Genomic DNA, 18118 nt, shown 5'->3' with positions numbered 1-18118 from the left:
CGGGCGGCTAATGTCTCATCATGGAGCGGCGAATCTTCGGCCTCGAGACCGAGTACGGCGTCACCTGCACCTATCGGGGGCAGCGGCGGCTCTCCCCTGACGAGGTCGCCCGGTACCTCTTCCGCCGGGTGGTGTCCTGGGGCCGGTCGAGCAACGTGTTCCTGCGCAACGGCGCGCGGCTCTACCTCGACGTCGGCTCGCACCCCGAGTACGCCACCCCGGAGTGCGACTCGGTGGTCGACCTGGTCGCCCACGACCGGGCCGGCGAGCGGATCCTGGAGGGGCTGCTCGTCGACGCGGAGAAGCGGCTGCACGACGAGGGCATCGCGGGTGAGATCTACCTGTTCAAGAACAACACCGATTCGGCCGGCAACTCGTACGGCTGCCACGAGAACTACCTGGTCTCCCGGCACGGCGAGTTCGGCCGGCTGGCCGACGTGCTGATCCCGTTCCTGGTCACCCGGCAGCTGATCTGCGGCGCGGGCAAGGTGCTGCAGACCCCGCGCGGCGCGGTCTACTGCCTGTCCCAGCGCGCCGAGCACATCTGGGAGGGCGTCTCGTCGGCGACCACCCGCAGCCGGCCGATCATCAACACCCGGGACGAGCCGCACGCCGACGCCGAGCGCTACCGCCGGCTGCACGTCATCGTCGGCGACTCCAACATGAACGAGGTCACGACGCTGCTGAAGGTCGGCACCGCCGACATCGTGCTGCGGATGATCGAGGCCGGGGTGGTGATGCGCGACCTCACCCTGGAGAACCCGATCCGGGCGATCCGTGAGGTGTCGCACGACATCACCGGCCGGCGCAAGGTGCGGCTCGCCTCCGGCAAGGAGGTCAGCGCGCTGGAGATCCAGCAGGAGTACCTCGCCAAGGCGACCGAGTTCGTCGAGCGGCGCGGCGGCGACCAGACCGCCAAGCGGGTCGTCGAACTGTGGGGCCGGGTGCTGCGCGCGGTGGAGACCGGCGACCTGGAGCCGGTGGCCCGGGAGATCGACTGGGTGACCAAGCTGCGGCTGATCGAGCGCTATCAGCGCAAGCACGATCTGCCGCTGTCGCACCCCCGGGTCGCGCAGATGGACCTCGCCTACCACGACCTGCGCCGTGGCCGGGGCCTCTACGGGCTGCTGGAGCGGCGCGGCGAGGTCGACCGGGTGGCCACCGATCCGGAGATCTTCGAGGCCAAGGAGACCCCGCCGCAGACCACCCGGGCTCGGCTGCGCGGCGAGTTCATCCGGCACGCCCAGGAGAAGCGGCGCGACTTCACCGTCGACTGGGTGCACCTGAAGCTCAACGACCAGGCGCAGCGCACCGTGCTCTGCAAGGACCCGTTCCGGGCGTACGACGAGCGGGTCGAGCGGCTGATCGCCAGCATGTGACGGCACGCCCGCGCCCCGGCGGCGGTCACCGCCACCGGGCGCGGGCGGCCGGGTAGGCTGACCGCGCCATGACGACTTCCGAACCACCCGACAGCGGCCGGCAGCGGCAAAACTTCATCGAGCGCCGCCGCGAGAAGATCCGCGCCGAGATCGAGCGCAACCGCCGCGGCGAGTACACCGTGCCGACCTGGGTGCTCGCGGTCGCGCTGGTGGTGATCGTCGGCGCCTGGCTGGGCCTGATCTTCCTCGCCTGAGCGGCCCGGCCGCCGCGCCCTCCGCCCGGTCCGGCGGATCGGGTCAGCCGGCCAGGCGGGCGGCGTGCCGGCCGGCCGCGGCGGCGGCCAGGAAATAGGCGTGGTCGGCGTCCAGGCCACGGCCCATCGTGGACAGCCCGACCGGCGTGGCGCGCAGCGCGGCATCCAGCCCGTCGGTGGGCACCCGGACGATCCGGTGCCGCGCCGCCAGCGGGGCGAGGGTCGCGTCGACCTCGGCGGCCAGCGCCGGTTCGAGGCCGTCGGGCACCACCAGTTCGGCGGGAGCGAGGGCCACCCGGCCGTACGCGGTGAGGCTGTGGTGGGACACCCCACGGTGCCGGGGACGCGGGTCGGCGGCCGAGATCCGCAGCGACCCGACGGCCCGCCCGCCCAGCGCGGCGACCGCGTTGACCGCCTCGCCGACGGCCACCCCGGAGAAGCCCCAGCGGGTGCCGGTGCCCAGGTTGCCCGGCCCTTGGGCGACGATCGCCAGGTCGGCGCGGAGCACGTGCCGGGCGGCGAGCAGCCCGCTGTGCAGGGTGGCGGCCTCCAGGTCGCCGCCGAACGCCTGCCCGACGCTGATCGTGCCGACCAGGGTGTCCCGCAGCCCGGCGAGGGTGCGGGAGAACCAGGCGGGCAGCGCCCCGCCGTCGGTGAGCAGGTACGCCACCCGCGCGTCGGGTGCGTCTGCGTGGATGCCGGCCAGGATCGCCGGCAGCGCCGAGTGCAGATCGGCGGTGACCACGGGCAGTCCGGCGACGTCCTCGGCGGCCGCGAGCACCGCCCGGTGCGGGGAGGCCTCCTCGTCCACGCCGAGCAGGATCGGCTGCAACGGGGTGTAGCGGGCCTTGACCAGGTGACCGGCGTCGCGGCTGTCCAGCGCCTGCGGCGGGTCCGGCGGCAGCCGGTCCGGCAGCGCCACCACCAGGGCGTAGCCGCCGGTGCCGAGCCCCATCAGCAGGGCGCCGGCGTTGAGCAGCACCCGGTCGCCGGGCTCCGGCCGGCCGACCAGGTCGGGGTAGGCCAGCGCCCGCATGGTGGCGCCTTCCGGCAGGTCGACGTCGAGCTCGACCGCCCCGGCCCACTGCCGCCGCAGCGCCGTCACCGTTCCCGACCGCCATCGCACCATGCCCGGCACGCTAGCGGTCGCCGGGTACGGCCCCCGCGCCCGGGGCCGGGCGTCCGCCACCGGCCGTCGCCGTGGTGTCGGCGACCGGGTGGACCGCGCCGGGGAGCATCGCCGCCGAACCGGCGACCAGCCCGGCGACCAGCCTCGCCACCGCGATGGCGTGGTTGGCGGCGCCGGTGGCGACGACGTGCCCACGCTCTCGGTCCGGGCGGTCGCCGCGGTCTCCGGGTCACCCGGTGGCCGCCGGCGACGTGTCGCCGGGCGACGCGGTCCGCGACGGGCGAGGCTCCCCGGCGCGTGGGTGCGCGTCGCGGGCGTGCGGGCTGCTAGCGTTACCGCGTGTCGCGGACCCGCACCGAGCGCCTGGTCAACCTGGTGATCTGCCTGCTGTCCACGCGACGGTTCCTGACCGCCGCGCAGATCGCCGCGACCGTGCCCGGGTACGAGCACGACCCGGACGACGCCCGCGACCACGAGGCTTTCCAGCGCAAGTTCGAGCGGGACAAGGCCGAGCTGCGCGAGCTGGGCGTGCCGCTGGAGACCGGGACGGCGAGCGTCTTCGACGCCGAGCCCGGCTACCGGATCGCCCGCCGGGAGTACGCCCTGCCGGACATCCCCCTCGAACCGGACGAGGCCGCCGCGGTGGGCATCGCCGCCCGGCTGTGGCAGCACGCCGGCCTGGCCGCCGCCGCCTCCTCCGGGCTGGCCAAGCTGCGCGCCGCCGGCGTCGACGTGGACCCGCAGGCCACCCTCGGCCTGGAGCCGATGGTCACGGTCGACCCGGCGTTCGCGCCGCTCACCGCCGCCGCGCGGGACCGTCGCGAGGTCAGCTTCGACTACCGGGTGCCCGACCGGGACGCGCCGAGCCGGCGTCGCCTCCAGCCGTGGGGCGTGGTCTGCTGGCGTGGCCGGTGGTACGTGGTCGGGCACGACCTGGACCGGGCGGCCACCCGCTGCTTCCGGCTCTCCCGGGTGGTCGGCGCGGTCCGGGTGACCGGCGAGCCGGGCGGCTACCAGCCGCCGGCCGGGGTCGACCTGATCAGCCACGTGGCCCGCTGGTCGGGCCCGGTGGAGCGGGCCGGCCGGGCCACCGTGCTGGTCACCCCCGGGCGCGCCGCGGGGCTGCGCCGCTGGGCGGTGAGCGTCACCACCGGCGGCGACGCCGACCGGCTGGTGCTGCCGTACGCCGACCCGGACTCGCTCGCCGGTCAGCTGGTCGGCTACGGCCCGGACGTGCGGGTGCTCGACCCGCCGGAGGTGCGCGAGGCGGTCATCCAGCGGCTCAAGGAGATCGCCGCCCGGCACGACGAGCTGGCCGGCGCCGGAGGTGCCCGGTGACCCGCCCGGCCGCCAGGGGCGGCTCCCGGGCCTCGGCCGACCGGCTGGCCCGGCTGCTCAACCTGGTGCCCTACCTGCTGGCCCGCCCCGGCATCGAGATCGCCGAGGCGGCCGGCGACCTGGGCGTCACCGAGCGGCAGCTGCGCGAGGACCTGGAGCTGCTCTGGGTCTGCGGGCTGCCCGGCTACGGGCCCGGAGACCTGATCGACATGGCCTTCGACGGCGACCGGGTCACCATCACCTACGACGCCGGCATCGACCGGCCGCTGCGGCTCACCCCGGACGAGGCGCTGGCCCTGGTGGTGGCGCTGCGGATGCTCGCCGAGACGCCCGGGGTGGCCAACCGGGAGGCGGTGGAGCGGGCGCTCGCCAAGATCGAGAACGCGGCCGGCGACCTGGTGGCCGCGCCGGTCGAGGTCCGGCTGCCCGCCGACACCCGCCGGGTGCACGAGCTGCGGACCGCGGTGGAGAGCGGCCGGGCGCTGCGGATCACCTACTACACGGCCGCCCGGGACGAGACCACCGAACGGGTGGTCGACCCGCTGCGGATGCTGATGGTCGGCGGGCGCGCGTACGTGGAGGCGTGGTGCCGCCGGGCGGAGGCGGTGCGGCTGTTCCGCTCCGACCGGATCGACGCGGTCGCCGAGCTGGACGAGCCGGCCGTGGTGCCGCCGCAGGCCCGCCCGCACGACCTCACCGACGGGGTGTTCCGACCCTCGCCGGACCTGCCGCTGATCACCCTGCGGGTGGGCCGGAGCGAGCGGTGGATCACCGAGTACTACCCGTGCGAGTCGGTGGCGGCCGGCGACGGCGACCAGTGGCTGGTCTCGCTTCGGGTAACCGACCTCGGCTGGGCCCGCCGGTTCGTGCTCGGGCTCGGGCCGGAGGTCACCGTGGTCGCCCCGGTCGAGCTCGCCGAACAGGTGCGCGCGGCGGCGGCCGCCGCGCTGGACGCGTACGCCGCACCGGCGCCGGGCCCCGCGCCCGCGCAGCCGGCGGGGGGACCCGACACGCCCGCGGCGCCCGCCGCCGGTCCGGCGGTGACGGCGGGCGCCCAGTAGGCTGACCGCCGTGGTGACGTGGATCGTGCTCGCGGTGGTGCTGGTCGCGCTCGTCGGGTTCGCCCTGGCCGTCCGGACGGTGCTGGCCCGGCTGCCCCGGCTGCGCCGCGCGGCGCTGGCCCTGCAAGGGCGGGCGACCGAGGCGGAGGCGCTGCGGGAGAGCGCGGAGAGCCTCCAGCAGCGTGCCGAGACGCTGCAGGGCCAGCTCGACACCGCCCACCAGCGGCTGGAACTGATCAAGGCGAGGCGCGGCGACTGATCGACCACCGTTGTCGTCCCTGCGCGATCCGGTCGGATTGCGCGCAGGAACGATCGGGCGCCGGCGGTTGACGGGACACTCGGGGTTGGTCAAGACTTCACCGGCCGGGACGAACCACCACCGCCCGGCGGGTGGCAACGGCCTTCGGCGCACGTACGATGGGCTGCGACACACCCCTTGCCAGACACACAGAGCGACTGGAGCTTCCCATGGGTGCCCTCAAGCCGTGGCACATCGCCGTACTCGTGGTCGTGCTGATCCTGCTCTTCGGCGCGAAGCGGCTCCCCGACGCGGCCCGTTCGCTGGGCCGTTCGCTGCGGATCATCAAGGCCGAGACCAAGAGCCTGCACGACGACGACCGCGACCTGGCCGAGAAGGCCGACGCGCAGGCCGGCTACCAGCCGCTGCCGCCGCACGCCGGGCAGCAGGCGCCCTACCAGGCCCCGCCGCAGCAGCAGCCGGTCGTTGACCCGGTGCACCGCGTCCGCGACAACTGACCGAAAGGCCCGCAACCGTGGCCTTCGGTCTCCGTAAGCGCGGTCCGAGCAACTTCCAGCGGGCCGCCGACGGCTCGATGACCCTGATCGAGCACGTCCGCGAGCTGCGCAACCGCCTGTTCAAGGCGTCGCTGGCGATCCTGGTCGGTTTCGGCTTCGGCATCTGGCTCGCCGGCCCGGTGCTGAACGTGCTCAAGCGGCCGTACTGCGACCTGCCGCAGGCGCAGACGACCAACGGCGCCTGCGACTTCGTCCAGCTCGGGCCCGCCGACCTGTTCCTGCTCAACCTGAAGATCGGGCTCTGGGTCGGGCTGATCCTCGCCGCGCCGGTCTGGCTCTACCAGCTCTGGGCGTTCATCGCGCCGGGCCTGCACCGGCACGAGCGGCGCTACGCGTACGTCTTCACCGCGCTGGCGGCGCCGCTGTTCGCCGCCGGCGCGGTGCTGGCCTACTTCGTCACCTCGAAGGGCCTGGAGTTCCTGCTGGAGATCTCCGGCAGCGAGATCAACACCACCCTGGACATCACCCGGTACGTCTCGTTCGTCACCAACCTCATCCTGCTCTTCGGGGTGGCGTTCGAGTTCCCACTGCTGGTGCTGATGCTCAACTTCGTCGGCATCGCCAGCGCCAAGCGGCTGCTGGGCTGGTGGCGGGTGGCGGTCTTCGTCTTCTTCGCCTTCTCCGCGGTGGTCACCCCCACCCCGGACCCGTTCGGGATGACCGCGCTGGCGATCTGCCTCTGCGCGCTCTACTTCGCCGCCGTCGGTGTCGCGTTCCTCAACGACAAGCGCCGGGGACGCGGCAAGGAGGTCTACGCCGGCCTCGCCGACGACGAGGTATCGCCGCTGGAGTTCGACCGGGAGCCGGTGGAGGCGGGGGAGCGGGTGGACGCCAGCGCGCCGATCACCGCCCCGGAGCCGATCGCCGCGCCGGCGCCGATCGACCGCCGCTACGACGACATGACCTGACCCGCGGCGCAGCCACGACGGAAGCCGCCCCCGGTGGGCGGCTTCCGTCGTCTCGTACCGGGGTCAGCGGTGGCGGGCCCGTTCCCGGGCCAACCGGTGCGACACCCGGGGCATCCGCAGGAACGCGACCAGACCCACCCCGCCCACGATGTTGCCGAACACCGACCAGGCGAGCGCGCCGAGCCAGTCCAGGTAGCCGAAGGGTGCCCGGCCGGCGGTGAGCGCGGCGAGCATGAAGATCGAGTCGAGCACGCTGTGGAAGAGCTGCCCCGCGGCGAGCAGGGCGCCGAACAGCAGTGCCGCGGCCAGCCGGACGCCGAGGCTCTCGGTGGCGTGCTGCATCCGGGTCATCAGGGTGATCACCATGCCGGCGAGCACCGCCAGGGCGAACGAGCGCAGGTTGACGCCGAGCTGCGCGTAGTGGGTGCCGGTGCTGATCGCGGTCTCCCGCAGCTCCGGGTAGCCGCGGGTGATCAGCCAGGCGACCAGCCAGCCGCCGACCAGGTTGCCGGCGAGGGCGACGGACCAGAGCCGGAGCAGGGCGCGCGGGTGGCCGTGCCGGGCGGCCACCGCGGTCACCGGCACCAGGAAGTTCTCGGTGAACAGTTCGCTGCGGGCCAGCAGCAGCGCGGCGAAGCCGATGCCGAACGCCGCGCCGGCCAGCAGCGGCTCCCCGGTGACCTCCGCGACGAGCAGGTACGCCAGCACGCCGGTGCCGATGTCCACGCCGCCGAGCAGGCCCGTGACGACCAGGGACGGCCAGGGCCGGGCCAGCCGTACGGTGCCCTCCTCGACGAGCCGGCCGAAGGCCTCCTCGACCTCCGGCTCCGGCCGCGCGGGCTCCGCGAACCGGTCGGGACGCTTGTCGGGCATGCCGGCGTGTCCCCGGTGGCCTGACCGTTAAGCGTGGTGTCGGTGACACCGTCCGGACAGCCGGTGACGACCTGCCGGCCGAGGTCGGCGGGGTTGCCGGTGGGGGTACGGTGCTCGCCGTGACCGCTGACGATCACCCCTCCGTGGCCCCCGACGGTCCCGTCGCCGTGCTGGCCAATCCGACCGCCGGCCGGGGTCGGCACCGAGGACTGCTGCCCGGGCTGCTGGACCGGCTCTCCGCCGCCGGCCGGCCGGTGCGGCTGCTCGAGGCGCACAGCGCCGACCAGGCCGAGGCGGCCTGCCACGCCGCCGTCGCCGACGGGGTGGCCGCCCTGGTCGCGGTGGGCGGCGACGGCACCGTGCACCGGGCGTTGCAGGCGGTCGCCGGGACGCCGGTCCCGTTCGGTGCGGTGCCGGCCGGCACCGGCAACGACTTCGCCATGGACACCGGGTTCCCGGCCGACCCCCTCGCCGCCGTCGAGGTGATCGCCGACGCGCTGCGCGCCGGCCGCACCCACCCGGTCGACCTGGCCCGGCTGACCGGCGCCGACGGCACCCGGCGCTGGTACGGGGCGGTGCTGGCCGCCGGCTTCGACGCGATCGTCAACGAGCGCGCCAACCGGATGCGCTGGCCGCGCGGCCCCCGCCGGTACGACCTGGCGATCCTGGTGGAGCTGGCCCGGCTGCGGCCACGCCGGTACAAGCTGCGCCTCGACGGCGAGCCGCAGGAGGTGGACGCGGTGCTGGTGGCGGTGGGCAACGCGCCCAGCTACGGCGGCGGCATGCGGATCTGCCCGGACGCGGACCTCAGCGACGGGCTGCTCGACGTGGTGGTCGGCGGGCGGTTCGACCGGCTCACCCTGATGCGCGTCAAGCCGAGCATCTACCAGGGCACCCACGTGCGGCACCCGCTGGTGCGCAGCTACCGGGTGCGGGAGGTGGAGTTGGCCGCCGAGGGCATCACCACGTACGCCGACGGGGAGCGGGTGCTGGACCTGCCGGTCACCGTCACGGCTGTGCCGGCGGCGCTGCGGCTGCTGCGCTGACCCGCACCGCGCCGACGCTGGCCGCGATCACCAGCCCGATCGCCAGCACCTCCGGCACGGTTAGCGCCTGATCCAGCACCAGCCAGCCGGCCAGCGCGGCGATGGCCGGGCCGAGGCTCATCAACACGGCGAAGGTGTGCGTGGGCAGCCGGCGCAGGGCGAGCAGTTCGAGGGTGTACGGCAGCACCGAGGAGAGCACGGCGACGGTCGCGCCCAGCGCCAGCACCGCCGGGTCCAGCAGCGCCGTGCCCGACCCGAGCAGCCCGGCCGGCAGGGTGAGCAGCGCGGCGACGGCCAGCGCCAGGGCCAGCCCGTCGGCGCCCGGAAAGCGCTGACCGACCCGGGCGCTGAAGACGATGTACGCCGCCCACATCGCGCCGGCGGCCAGCGCCAGGCCGGCGCCGACCGGGTTGAGCCGGTCGAAGCCGCCCTGCCCGAGCAGGGCCACCCCGGCCGCGGCGAGCCCCGCCCAGCACCAACTGGCCAGCCGGCGGGCGGCCAGCACCGACAGGGTCAGCGGGCCGAGCACCTCCAGGGTCACCGCCGGGCCCAGCGGGATGCGCTCGATGGCCTGGTAGAACAGCGAGTTCATGCCGGCCAGGGCGACCCCGAACGCGGCGGCGGCCGCCCAGTCGCCGGGACGGTGGCCACGCAGCCGGGGCCGGCACACCGCCAGCAGCAGCACCGCGCCGATGGTCAGCCGCAGCGTGACCGCCCCGGCCACCCCGGAGCGCGGGAAGAGCAGGGCGGCCACGGCCGAGCCGAACTGCACCGACAGCGCCCCGCCGAGCACCAGCCCCACCGCCCGCAGGCCGCCGCGCGGGCGCGGTGGCACGGCGACGGGGGCGGGTGGGACGGGGCGCAGCGTATCGGTCACCCTTCCGACGCTAGGAGCCGGCGTCGCCGTGCGGAAATGCCGGTTCGCCCGCGCTTATGCTTGGCGGTCATGACCGTGGAGCTGCGCCACCTGCGGGCCTTCCTGGCCATCGCCGAGGAGGGCAGCATCACCCGGGCCGCCGCCCGGCTGCGGCTCACCCAGCCCGCTCTCTCCCGCACGCTGCGGCAGCTGGAGACCCACCTCGGCGTACGCCTCGCCGACCGCTCCACCCACCACCTGGCGCTCACCCCCGCCGGCCGGGCGCTGCGCGACCGCGCCGCCGCGGCGGTGGCCGCGGTCGACGACGTGCTCGACCCGGCGCACCTGGGCGGCCGGCCGATCCGGCTGGGGCACGCCTGGTCGGCGCTGGGCGGGCACACCGTGACCCTGCTGCGCCGCTGGCGGCGGCAGCACCCGCACACCCCGCTGGAGCTGCTGCGCATCGACGAACGCACCGCCGGGCTGGCCCGGGGCCGGGTGGACGTGGCGGTCCTGCGCCAGCCGGTGGACCTGCCCGGGATCCGCACCCAGCGGCTGCTCGACGAGCCGCGGCTGGCCACCGTGCCCGCCGACAGCCCGCTGGCCGGCCGGGCCGTGCTCACCCTGGCCGATCTGGTCGACCAGCCGATCGCGGTGAACGCCGCGACCGGCACCACCACCCTGGAGCTGTGGCCCGCCGGCCGGGCGCCGGCCACGGTGGTGCCGGTGGCCAACACCGACGACTGGCTGGCGGCGATCAGCGCCGGCCGGGCGGTCGGGGTCACCACCGCGGCGACCGCGGCGATGTATCCCAGCCCGGCGGTGGCGTACCTGCCGCTGAACGACGCGCCCCCGGTCACCGTGCTGCTGGCCTGGCGCGAGCCGCCCGGCCACCCGGCCGTCGCCGACCTCGTCGCGCTGGCCCGGGACACCGTCCGCGACTGAACCGCCAGCCCGACCCCTGCCGGCGGGGTGCCGTCGGCGGTCAGCCGGGCAGGGCCAGGTCGAGCACGGCGCCCAGGCCGTTCTCCCGGCCGGCCTCGGCCGCCGGGAGCACCAGCACGGCGCAGCCGGCCGCCACCGCACCCGCGTCGGCCGGGGTGTCGCCGACCATCAGCGTCTGCTCCGGGTCGACGCCGAGCATCCCGCAGCCGCGCCAGAAGATCGCCGGGTCCGGCTTGCAGCGCCCCACCTCGTACGACAGCACGAACGCGTCGACCAGGTCGGCCAGCCCCCAGGCGGCGAAGTGCGGCCGGATGTCGAAGCCGATGTTGCTGACCACACCGACCCGCACCCCGGCCTCGCGCAGCGCGCTCAACGTGGGCCGGGCGTCCGGGTAGGGCACCCAGCCCTCGGGCACCAGCAGCCGCTCGTAGAGGGCCTCGGCGAAGCCGTCGATGCCGGCGTCCACGGTCTCGGCGAGCCCGGTGTACGCGCCGCGGTGGGCGTGCGGGTAGAGGTCGCGGTCGGCCCACAGCTCGGCCAGTCGGGGCGGCACCCGGGCCGGCAGCGGCCCGCCCGCCCGGCCGGCGGTGAGCAGCCGGTCGGCCAGCGCGGTGGCCCGGGCCCGTTCCAGGGTGACCCCGCAGGTCGCGGCGGCGGCCAGCACCCACTCGCGCGCCTCCTCGACCTGGGCCAGGGTGCCGTGGAAGTCGAACAGGACCGCCTTCACGGGCCGGCGGTTCGCCCTCGGACCGGCGGCGGCGCTGCCCGGGGCGGGTGTCTGGGGCGGTTCGGGATGGTCCGGCACGTGCTGCACCCTACCGACCGGCCCCGACGGCCCCGATCGGGCGGCCTTGTCCGGTGTCGGCCGCCGGCACGCATTAATCTTGGTGCCATGTCGAGCCCCGCCGAGCGGTACGCCGCGGCGCGCCGCCGGGCCGCGCAGGCCTCCCAGTTCCCGGCGCTGGACGAGTTCGCCCTTGACCTGGGGTTCGATCTCGACGACTTCCAGCGCGAGGCGTGCCAGGCGTTGGAGCGGGGCAGCGGGGTGCTGGTCTGCGCCCCCACGGGCGCCGGCAAGACGGTGGTGGGGGAGTTCGCCGTGCACCTGGCGCTGCGCGGCACGCCCGGCCAGGCGACCGACGGGGCCCGGCGCAAGTGCTTCTACACCACGCCGATCAAGGCGCTGTCCAACCAGAAGTACCACGACCTGGTGGACCGCTACGGCGCCGCGCAGGTTGGCCTGCTCACCGGCGACAACGCGATCAACGGCGACGCGCCAGTGGTGGTGATGACCACCGAGGTGCTGCGGAACATGCTCTACGCCGGCTCGGCCACCCTGGAGGGCCTGGCGTACGTGGTGATGGACGAGGTGCACTACCTCGCCGACCGGTTCCGCGGCGGTGTCTGGGAAGAGGTGATCATCCACCTGCCCGCCTCGGTGACGCTGGTCTCCCTGTCGGCCACCGTCTCCAACGCCGAGGAGTTCGCCGACTGGCTGGTGACCGTACGCGGCGAGACGGCGGTGGTGGTCAGCGAGCACCGGCCGGTGCCGCTGTGGCAGCACATGCTGGTCGGCAAGCGGATGTTCGACCTGTTCCACGACGCCGATGCGGCCCGCAAGCACGACGTGCACCCGGAGCTGCTGCGCTACACCCGGGACACCATGCGCCGGCTGGAACTGGGCGAGGGGCGCAGCGCCGGCCCGGGCGGCGGGCGGCGCGGTCCCCGCTGGCGCGGCCCGATGCGGCCGGACATCGTCGACCGGCTGGACCGGGAGGGGCTGCTGCCGGCGATCCTGTTCATCTTCAGCCGCGCCGGCTGCGACGCCGCGGTGCAGCAGTGCCTGGCCGCCGGGCTGCGGCTGACCTCGCCGGAGGAGCGGGCGGAGATCCGCCGGGTGGTGGAGTCCCGGGTCACCGCCATCCCCGGCGAGGACCTGTCGGTGCTGGGCTACTGGGAGTGGCTCGACGGGCTGGAGCGCGGGCTGGCCGCGCACCACGCGGGCATGCTGCCGGCGTTCAAGGAGGTCGTCGAGGAACTGTTCGTCCGCGGCCTGGTCAAGGCGGTCTTCGCCACCGAGACGCTCGCCCTGGGCATCAACATGCCGGCCCGCTGTGTGGTGCTGGAGCGGCTGGTCAAGTACAACGGCGAGGCGCACGTCGACCTGACCCCGGGGGAGTACACCCAGCTCACCGGCCGGGCCGGCCGGCGCGGCATCGACGTCGAGGGGCACGCCGTGGTGATGTGGTCCCCGGAGACCGACCCGCGGCACGTGGCCGGCCTGGCGTCGACCCGTACGTACCCGCTGCGGTCCAGCTTCCGGCCCTCGTACAACATGGCGGTGAACCTGGTCGGCACGGTCGGCGCGGAGCCGGCCCGGGCGCTGCTGGAGTCGTCGTTCGCGCAGTTCCAGGCCGACCGGTCGGTGGTCGGCCTGGCCCGGCAGGTGCAGCGCAACACCGAGACCATCGAGGCGTACGGCGCCGAGGCCGTCTGCCACCACGGCGACTTCGACGAGTACTTCGCGCTGCGGGTGGCCGTCGCCGACCGGGAACGGGCGCTCGCCCGGCAGGGGCAGAGCCAGCGCAAGGCGGCCGCGGTGGCCTCGCTGGAGCGGCTGCGGGTGGGTGACGTGATCCGCGTGCCGTCCGGCCGGCGGGCCGGGCTGGCGGTGGTGCTGGACCCGGCGACCGGCGGGTTCGGCGAGCCCCGCCCGCTGGTGCTCACCCAGGACCGCTGGGCCGGGCGGGTCAGCGCCGGCGACTTCACCACCCCGGCCGAGGTGCTCGCCCGGATCCGGGTGCCCAAGCACTTCAACCACCGCTCCCCGGCCGCCCGGCGGGATCTCGCCGCCGAGGTCAGCGGCACCGGGCTGGACCGGCACGGCGGGCGGCGCGGCCGGTCCCGGCAGGCCGTCGGCGAGGACCACCGGCTCAGCCAGCTCCGCGCCGAGCTGCGCCGGCACCCCTGCCACGCCTGCCCGGACCGGGAGGAGCACGCCCGCTGGGCGGAGCGGCGGCGCCGGCTGGAACGCGACACCGAGGAGCTGCGGCAGCGGGTGGCCGGCCGGACCGGCTCGCTGGCGCGTACCTTCGACCGGATCGTCGCCCTGCTCACCGCGCGCGGCTACCTCGCGCCGGACGGCGCGGTGACCGACGCCGGACGGATGCTGGGCCGGATCTGGACCGAGGCCGACCTGCTGGTCGCGGAGTGCCTGCGGCGCGGGGTGTGGGACGGCCTCTCCCCGGCCGAGTTGGCCGCCGCGGTCTCCGTGGTGGTCTTCGAGGCGCGCCGCGACGTCGACGAGCGGGCCTCGCTGCCGCGCGGCGGGGTGTCCGAGGCGGTGGACGCCACGCTGAAGCTGTGGAGCGAGATCGAGGCCGACGAGGCGTCCCGGGGGCTGGCGGTGACCCGCGAGCCCGACCTGGGCTTCGCCTGGCCGATCTACCGCTGGGCGCGGGGTGAGCCGCTGGCCAAGGTGCTGGCCAGCGGCCACGAGATCGACGGGGAGATGCCGGCCGGTGACTTCGTCCGGTGGGCCCGGCAGGTGGTCGACCTGCTCGGCCAGCTCGCCGACTCCGGTGGCGCGTCGGCCGAGCTGCGGTCCACCGCCCGGCAGGCGATCGCCGCGGTCAACCGGGGCGTGCTGGCGTACCACGCCGCCGCCTGACGCCGCCGTCGGCCGGCTTCCGGCCGGGCCGGTGGCCGGTCAGGGGTGGGCGGCGAGGGCGTCGACCAGGCGGCGGGCGGAGCCGGCCAGGTTCCACCGCTGGGCCAGCTCCAGCAGACGGTCCGGGTCGGCCGGGGCGGTCGGCAGGTCGGTGGGCAGGTCGGGCAGCGGCACGTCGAGCGCGACCTTGACCACCTTCGGCGCCACCGCCAGGTAGTCCCGGGCGGCGGCGAGCTTGGCGCGCAGGCCGGGAGCGAAACCGGAATCCGGGTCGTCCAGGGCGGCCAGGATGCCGGCGATGTCGCCGTAGCGGGTCACCAGCCGGGCAGCGGTCTTCTCGCCGACACCGGGCACGCCGGGCAGGCCGTCGCTGGGGTCGCCGCGCAGCGCCGCGAAGTCGGCGTACCGGTCGGCGGGCACCCCGTAGCGGGCGCGCACCGCGGCGTCGTCGCAGTCCTCCAGCTTGGCCACGCCGCGCCCGACGTAGAGCAGCCGCACCGGGCGGGCGTCGTCGACCAGTTGGAACAGGTCGCGGTCGCCGGACACCACCTCGACCGGCGCGGGCTGGGTGACCGAGAGCGTGCCGAGCACGTCGTCGGCCTCGTAGCCGGCCGCGCCGACGGTGGTGATGCCGATGGCGTCGAGCACGTCGAGGATGACCGGCACCTGCGGGGTGAGCGTGTCCGGCACCACCTCGCCGCCCTCCGGGGCGAGCCGGTGCGCCTTGTACGACGGCAGGAGCGCCACCCGCCAGTCGGGCCGCCAGTCGTGGTCGAGCGCGCAGACCATCCGGTCGGGCCGGCGGGTGCGGATCAGGGTCGCCAGCATGTCGAGGAAGCCGCGTACCGCGTTGACCGGGCTGCCGTCCTCGGCTCGGGCGGCGGACTCGGGAATGCCGAAGTAGGCCCGGAAGTAGAGGCTGGGCGAGTCGACGAGCAGGATCGGGGGTTGCTGTGCCACATCCGACAGCCTGGCACAGCCCACCGACGATCGGGGGGACGGCCCGCCCGGGTCAGCTCCGGTCGTCCGGCCGGTAGACGGTCTCCCGGCGGGCCACGTACTGCAGGGCGTAGCTGACCACCAGCAGCAGGATGGCGGCGGTCACCTCGATCCACGCGGTGGCGCCGTCGGCGATGGTCAGGCCGACGACGAGCAGCAGCAGGCCGACCAGCGCGAGCACCCCGGACCAGAGCAGCCGGCGGCGGCGCGCCGCGGCGCGGTCCGCGTCGTTGGCTGCCACCGGCATCGGTCCTTTCGCCCGTCGGCGCCCGTCGCCGGACGCCTGACCTCAGGCTATCGAGGGTCCGGCGGCGGCACGCCGGAACCGGGATGCGGCCGGGCGGCTCGCTGGCGCAGACTGCTCGGCGTGGCTTTCCTTCCCGGCCTGAACCTGGCCCGCCGGTTCCACGACGAGGTGGTGGTCCCGGTCCTGCGCCGGCACTGCCCGGGTCTGCGGTACGCGGCCGGACTGCTGGACGGCGGTTCCGAGCTGCTCGGCCTGGACACGCCCCGATCGACCGACCACGACTGGGGGCCGCGGGTCCAACTGTTCGTCGACGCCCGCGACGCCGGGCGCGTCTCCGGCGTACGCGCCGCGCTGGACGCCGGCCTGCCGGCGGAGTTCCTCGGCTGGCCGACCCGGTTCGCCGGCGCGGACGCCCGACTGGGCGTCGCGGACCGGGCCGGCGTGCGGCACGGGGTGAGCGTCCACGAGCTGGGCGGCTGGTGGCACGATCGGCTCGGCTTTGATCCGACGGCAGGGGTGAGCACCGCGGACTGGCTGGCCACCCCCACCCAGCGGCTGGCCGAGCTGACCGGCGGCGCGGTCTTCCACGACGGCCTCGACGGCGCGCTCACCGCCGGCCGGGCGGCCCTGACGTGGTACCCCGACGACGTGTGGCGGCACGTGCTCCGCGCGGGGTGGACCCGAATCGCCCAGGCGGAGCACCTGCCGGGCCGCTGCGCCGAGGTCGGCGACGACCTGGGCAGCCGCACCGTCACCGCCGGGCTGGCCCGGGACCTGATGCGGCTCGGCCTGCTGACCCGGCGCCGCTGGCCGCCGTACGACAAGTGGCTGGGCACGGTCTTCAGCCGGCTGCCGGACGCGGCGCCGGTGGTGGCGGCGCTGTCCGACGCGCTCGGTCCCAGGGACTGGCCGCGGCGCCAGGACGGGCTGGTCCGCGCCCTGGAGGCGGTGGCCGGCTGGACCGACGCCACCGGGCTGGCCGACCCCGTGCGCGCCCGGGCCAGGCCGTTCCACCGCCGGCCCTTCCTGGTGCTGGACGCCGGCCGGGTCGCCGCCGCGCTGCGCGCCGCCATCGTCGATCCGGCGCTGCGGGACCGCCCGCCGCTCGGCGCGGTCGACCAGTACGTGGACAGCGTCGACGTGCTGACCCAAGCCCGTCGGGCCCGCCGGGTGGCCGGCGCGCTGAGCTGACCCGGCCCCGGTCATCGCGAGCACCCCGGCGAGCGGCCGCCGCCACCGGTGACCATCGCCGTGCGGCCCGCCCGGCCGGCGGCGGGTCAGCGACCGGCCGGCACCGGGACGGCGGGTTGGTCGTCGGTCTCCCGGTCGTGGTCGGTGAGGTCGCGCAGCCGGCGGACGGGGGAGAGCAGCAGCACCAGCGGCGCACCCACGACCGCGCCGGCGAAGATCAGCAGCGTGACCCGGGCGCCGAGAGCGGCGGCCAGGGCACCGGCGACCAGTCCGCCGACCGGGATCGCGCCCCAGGAGACGAACCGGACCGTGGCCATCACCCGGGAGAGCAGGTCGGGTGGGCTGGCGATCTGTCGGTAGGTCCGGGTGGTCACGCTGAGGACGACCACCCCGACGGAGAAGACCACGTTGCCGACCGCGAAGGCCGCGTACGCCGGCCAGCCGGTGCCCAGTGGGACGACTAACGCGCCGCCGACGGCGACCACGCCGGCGACGACCAGTGCCCGGGCGGTGCCGAGCCGGGCCGTGATCCGAGGGGTGAGTGCGGCGCCGAGCAGCGAGCCGACGCCCTCGACGGCGAGCAGCACACCGACCAGGCCGGCCGGGGCGTGCAACTCCCGGACCAGGTAGAGCGGGTAGAGCGCGTGCTGGGCGCCGCAGACGAAGTTGATCGCGGTCGCGGCCCACATGCTCGGGCCCATCACCGGGTGGTGCGCGACGAAGCGCCAGCCCTGCCGGATCAGTTCGCCCATCGGCGGCCACCGGTCCGGCGCGTCCGCGCGGCGGGCGGGCAGGGTCCGCAGCAGCACCGCCGAGACCAGGTAGCTGGCGGCGTCGACCAGCAGGGTCGGCACCGCCCCCAGCACCTGTACGGCGAGGCCGCCGAGCGAGGGGCCGCTGAGCTGGGAGGCCGCGTAGGTCGCGGAGGTGAGGCTGTTGCGCGCGTGCAGTTGCTCCCGCTCGACGATGCTCGGCAGGAAGGTCGAGTTGGCCACGTCGAAGAGCACGTTGGCGAAGCTGATCACCAGCGCGCTGACCACCAGGTGGGCGACCGTCAGGTGGCCCCACCACCAGGCGAGCGGGATCGACGCGACGGCCGCCGCCCGGGCCAGGTCGGCGCCGACCTGCGCGCCGCGCAGCGGCAGCCGCTGCACGATGACGCCGGCCGGTAGGCCGATCACCAGCCAGGCCACGTAGTTGGCCGCGGCGATCAGGCCCATCTCGAACGCGCTGGCGTCCAGCACGGTGAGCGCGGTCAGCGGCAGCGCCACCGCGCCGACCGCCGACCCGACCTGGCTGGTCGTGCCGGCGGTCCACCAGCGCCAGAACACCCCGGCTCGCTGCCCGACGCCCATGTCGTCCGCCCCCGTTTCGACCGAGCCAGTCCGTTCCAAACTGAAACGGAC

The 18118-nt window shown here is 75.5% G+C and carries 19 protein-coding genes; 11 read left to right on the top strand and 8 right to left on the bottom strand.

From position 1 onward, the window contains the following. The first annotated feature begins 20 nt into the window (after positions 1–20). The gene (gene pafA, locus FHX32_RS15145; protein ID WP_088993761.1) at positions 21–1379 is read left to right on the top strand and encodes a Pup--protein ligase; all 1359 of its coding nucleotides are present in this window, start codon (positions 21–23) and stop codon (positions 1377–1379) included. Between the two features lie 68 nt (positions 1380–1447). Then, positions 1448–1633 (top strand): hypothetical protein, encoded by a 186-nt coding sequence (locus FHX32_RS15140; RefSeq protein WP_167182892.1) that lies wholly within the window; start codon positions 1448–1450, stop codon positions 1631–1633. Between the two features lie 43 nt (positions 1634–1676). Here FHX32_RS15140 and FHX32_RS15135 read toward each other — a convergent pair whose 3' ends face one another. Both FHX32_RS15135 and FHX32_RS34505 read right to left on the bottom strand, forming a co-directional pair. After that, on the bottom strand, positions 1677–2762 hold the full coding sequence (locus FHX32_RS15135; protein ID WP_167182889.1) for a DUF3866 family protein: 1086 nt from the start codon (positions 2760–2762) through the stop codon (positions 1677–1679). A gap of 10 nt (positions 2763–2772) precedes the next feature. Then, positions 2773–2913, bottom strand: coding sequence for a hypothetical protein (locus tag FHX32_RS34505; RefSeq protein WP_208418806.1), 141 nt, complete (start codon positions 2911–2913; stop codon positions 2773–2775). Between the two features lie 188 nt (positions 2914–3101). On the opposite strand from FHX32_RS34505, the gene FHX32_RS15125 reads away from it, so the two are divergent. The 5 genes from FHX32_RS15125 to tatC all read left to right on the top strand — a co-directional run bounded on the left by FHX32_RS15125 (position 3102) and on the right by tatC (position 6885). Next, entirely contained in the window at positions 3102–4100 is a 999-nt protein-coding gene (locus FHX32_RS15125) for a helix-turn-helix transcriptional regulator (protein WP_167182886.1), read from the top strand. Further along, entirely contained in the window at positions 4097–5161 is a 1065-nt protein-coding gene (locus tag FHX32_RS15120; protein ID WP_486481114.1) for a helix-turn-helix transcriptional regulator, read from the top strand. Before FHX32_RS15125 ends, FHX32_RS15120 begins: the two co-directional genes overlap by 4 nt. Before the next feature lie 10 nt (positions 5162–5171). Then, positions 5172–5420 (top strand): hypothetical protein, encoded by a 249-nt coding sequence (locus FHX32_RS15115; RefSeq protein ID WP_167182883.1) that lies wholly within the window; start codon positions 5172–5174, stop codon positions 5418–5420. Positions 5421–5629: 209 nt separating this feature from the next. Continuing rightward, entirely contained in the window at positions 5630–5917 is a 288-nt protein-coding gene (gene tatA, locus FHX32_RS15110; RefSeq protein WP_167182880.1) for a Sec-independent protein translocase subunit TatA, read from the top strand. A 17-nt stretch (positions 5918–5934) separates the two neighbouring features. After that, positions 5935–6885: a twin-arginine translocase subunit TatC gene (tatC, locus tag FHX32_RS15105; RefSeq protein ID WP_167182877.1), complete on the top strand. Its 951-nt coding sequence runs from the start codon at positions 5935–5937 to the stop codon at positions 6883–6885. 63 nt (positions 6886–6948) lie between these two features. Here tatC and FHX32_RS15100 read toward each other — a convergent pair whose 3' ends face one another. Then, complete coding sequence (locus FHX32_RS15100) at positions 6949–7758, bottom strand: formate/nitrite transporter family protein (protein ID WP_167182875.1); 810 nt, start codon at positions 7756–7758, stop codon at positions 6949–6951. Positions 7759–7868: 110 nt separating this feature from the next. On the opposite strand from FHX32_RS15100, the gene FHX32_RS15095 reads away from it, so the two are divergent. After that, the gene (locus tag FHX32_RS15095; protein ID WP_167182872.1) at positions 7869–8804 is read left to right on the top strand and encodes a diacylglycerol kinase; all 936 of its coding nucleotides are present in this window, start codon (positions 7869–7871) and stop codon (positions 8802–8804) included. On the opposite strand, the gene FHX32_RS15090 is transcribed toward FHX32_RS15095, so the two are convergent. Continuing rightward, positions 8767–9681 (bottom strand): EamA family transporter, encoded by a 915-nt coding sequence (locus tag FHX32_RS15090; protein WP_167182870.1) that lies wholly within the window; start codon positions 9679–9681, stop codon positions 8767–8769. The genes FHX32_RS15095 and FHX32_RS15090 overlap by 38 nt on opposite strands. 69 nt (positions 9682–9750) lie before the next feature. Between FHX32_RS15090 and FHX32_RS15085 the strand changes: the two genes are divergently transcribed. Further along, positions 9751–10605 carry a LysR substrate-binding domain-containing protein gene (locus FHX32_RS15085; RefSeq protein WP_167182868.1) on the top strand — a complete coding sequence of 285 codons (855 nt, stop codon included), beginning with the start codon at positions 9751–9753 and terminating at the stop codon, positions 10603–10605. A 40-nt stretch (positions 10606–10645) separates the two neighbouring features. Here FHX32_RS15085 and FHX32_RS15080 read toward each other — a convergent pair whose 3' ends face one another. Continuing rightward, on the bottom strand, positions 10646–11410 hold the full coding sequence (locus tag FHX32_RS15080; protein ID WP_167182865.1) for an HAD family hydrolase: 765 nt from the start codon (positions 11408–11410) through the stop codon (positions 10646–10648). A gap of 87 nt (positions 11411–11497) precedes the next feature. Here FHX32_RS15080 and FHX32_RS15075 point away from each other — a divergent pair, with 87 nt between their 5' ends. Further along, a complete protein-coding gene (locus FHX32_RS15075; RefSeq protein WP_167182863.1) occupies positions 11498–14275 on the top strand; it encodes a DEAD/DEAH box helicase in 2778 nt (925 codons plus the stop codon). A 39-nt stretch (positions 14276–14314) separates the two neighbouring features. On the opposite strand, the gene FHX32_RS15070 is transcribed toward FHX32_RS15075, so the two are convergent. Further along, on the bottom strand, positions 14315–15244 hold the full coding sequence (locus FHX32_RS15070) for a 5'-3' exonuclease (protein ID WP_208418933.1): 930 nt from the start codon (positions 15242–15244) through the stop codon (positions 14315–14317). Positions 15245–15287: 43 nt separating this feature from the next. Then, positions 15288–15515, bottom strand: coding sequence for a hypothetical protein (locus FHX32_RS15065; RefSeq protein WP_167182858.1), 228 nt, complete (start codon positions 15513–15515; stop codon positions 15288–15290). A 126-nt stretch (positions 15516–15641) separates the two neighbouring features. On the opposite strand from FHX32_RS15065, the gene FHX32_RS15060 reads away from it, so the two are divergent. Beyond that, positions 15642–16712 carry a DUF4037 domain-containing protein gene (locus FHX32_RS15060; protein WP_167182855.1) on the top strand — a complete coding sequence of 357 codons (1071 nt, stop codon included), beginning with the start codon at positions 15642–15644 and terminating at the stop codon, positions 16710–16712. A gap of 86 nt (positions 16713–16798) precedes the next feature. On the opposite strand, the gene FHX32_RS15055 is transcribed toward FHX32_RS15060, so the two are convergent. Continuing rightward, positions 16799–18067, bottom strand: a complete 1269-nt coding sequence (locus FHX32_RS15055) for an MFS transporter (protein ID WP_167182852.1) — start codon at positions 18065–18067, stop codon at positions 16799–16801. Positions 18068–18118: the final 51 nt, after the last annotated feature.

It is taken from the genome of Micromonospora sp. CNZ280, assembly GCF_011759515.1.
Note: the sequence above shows the minus strand (reverse complement) of the source record. Positions and strands in the feature narration are given on the sequence as shown.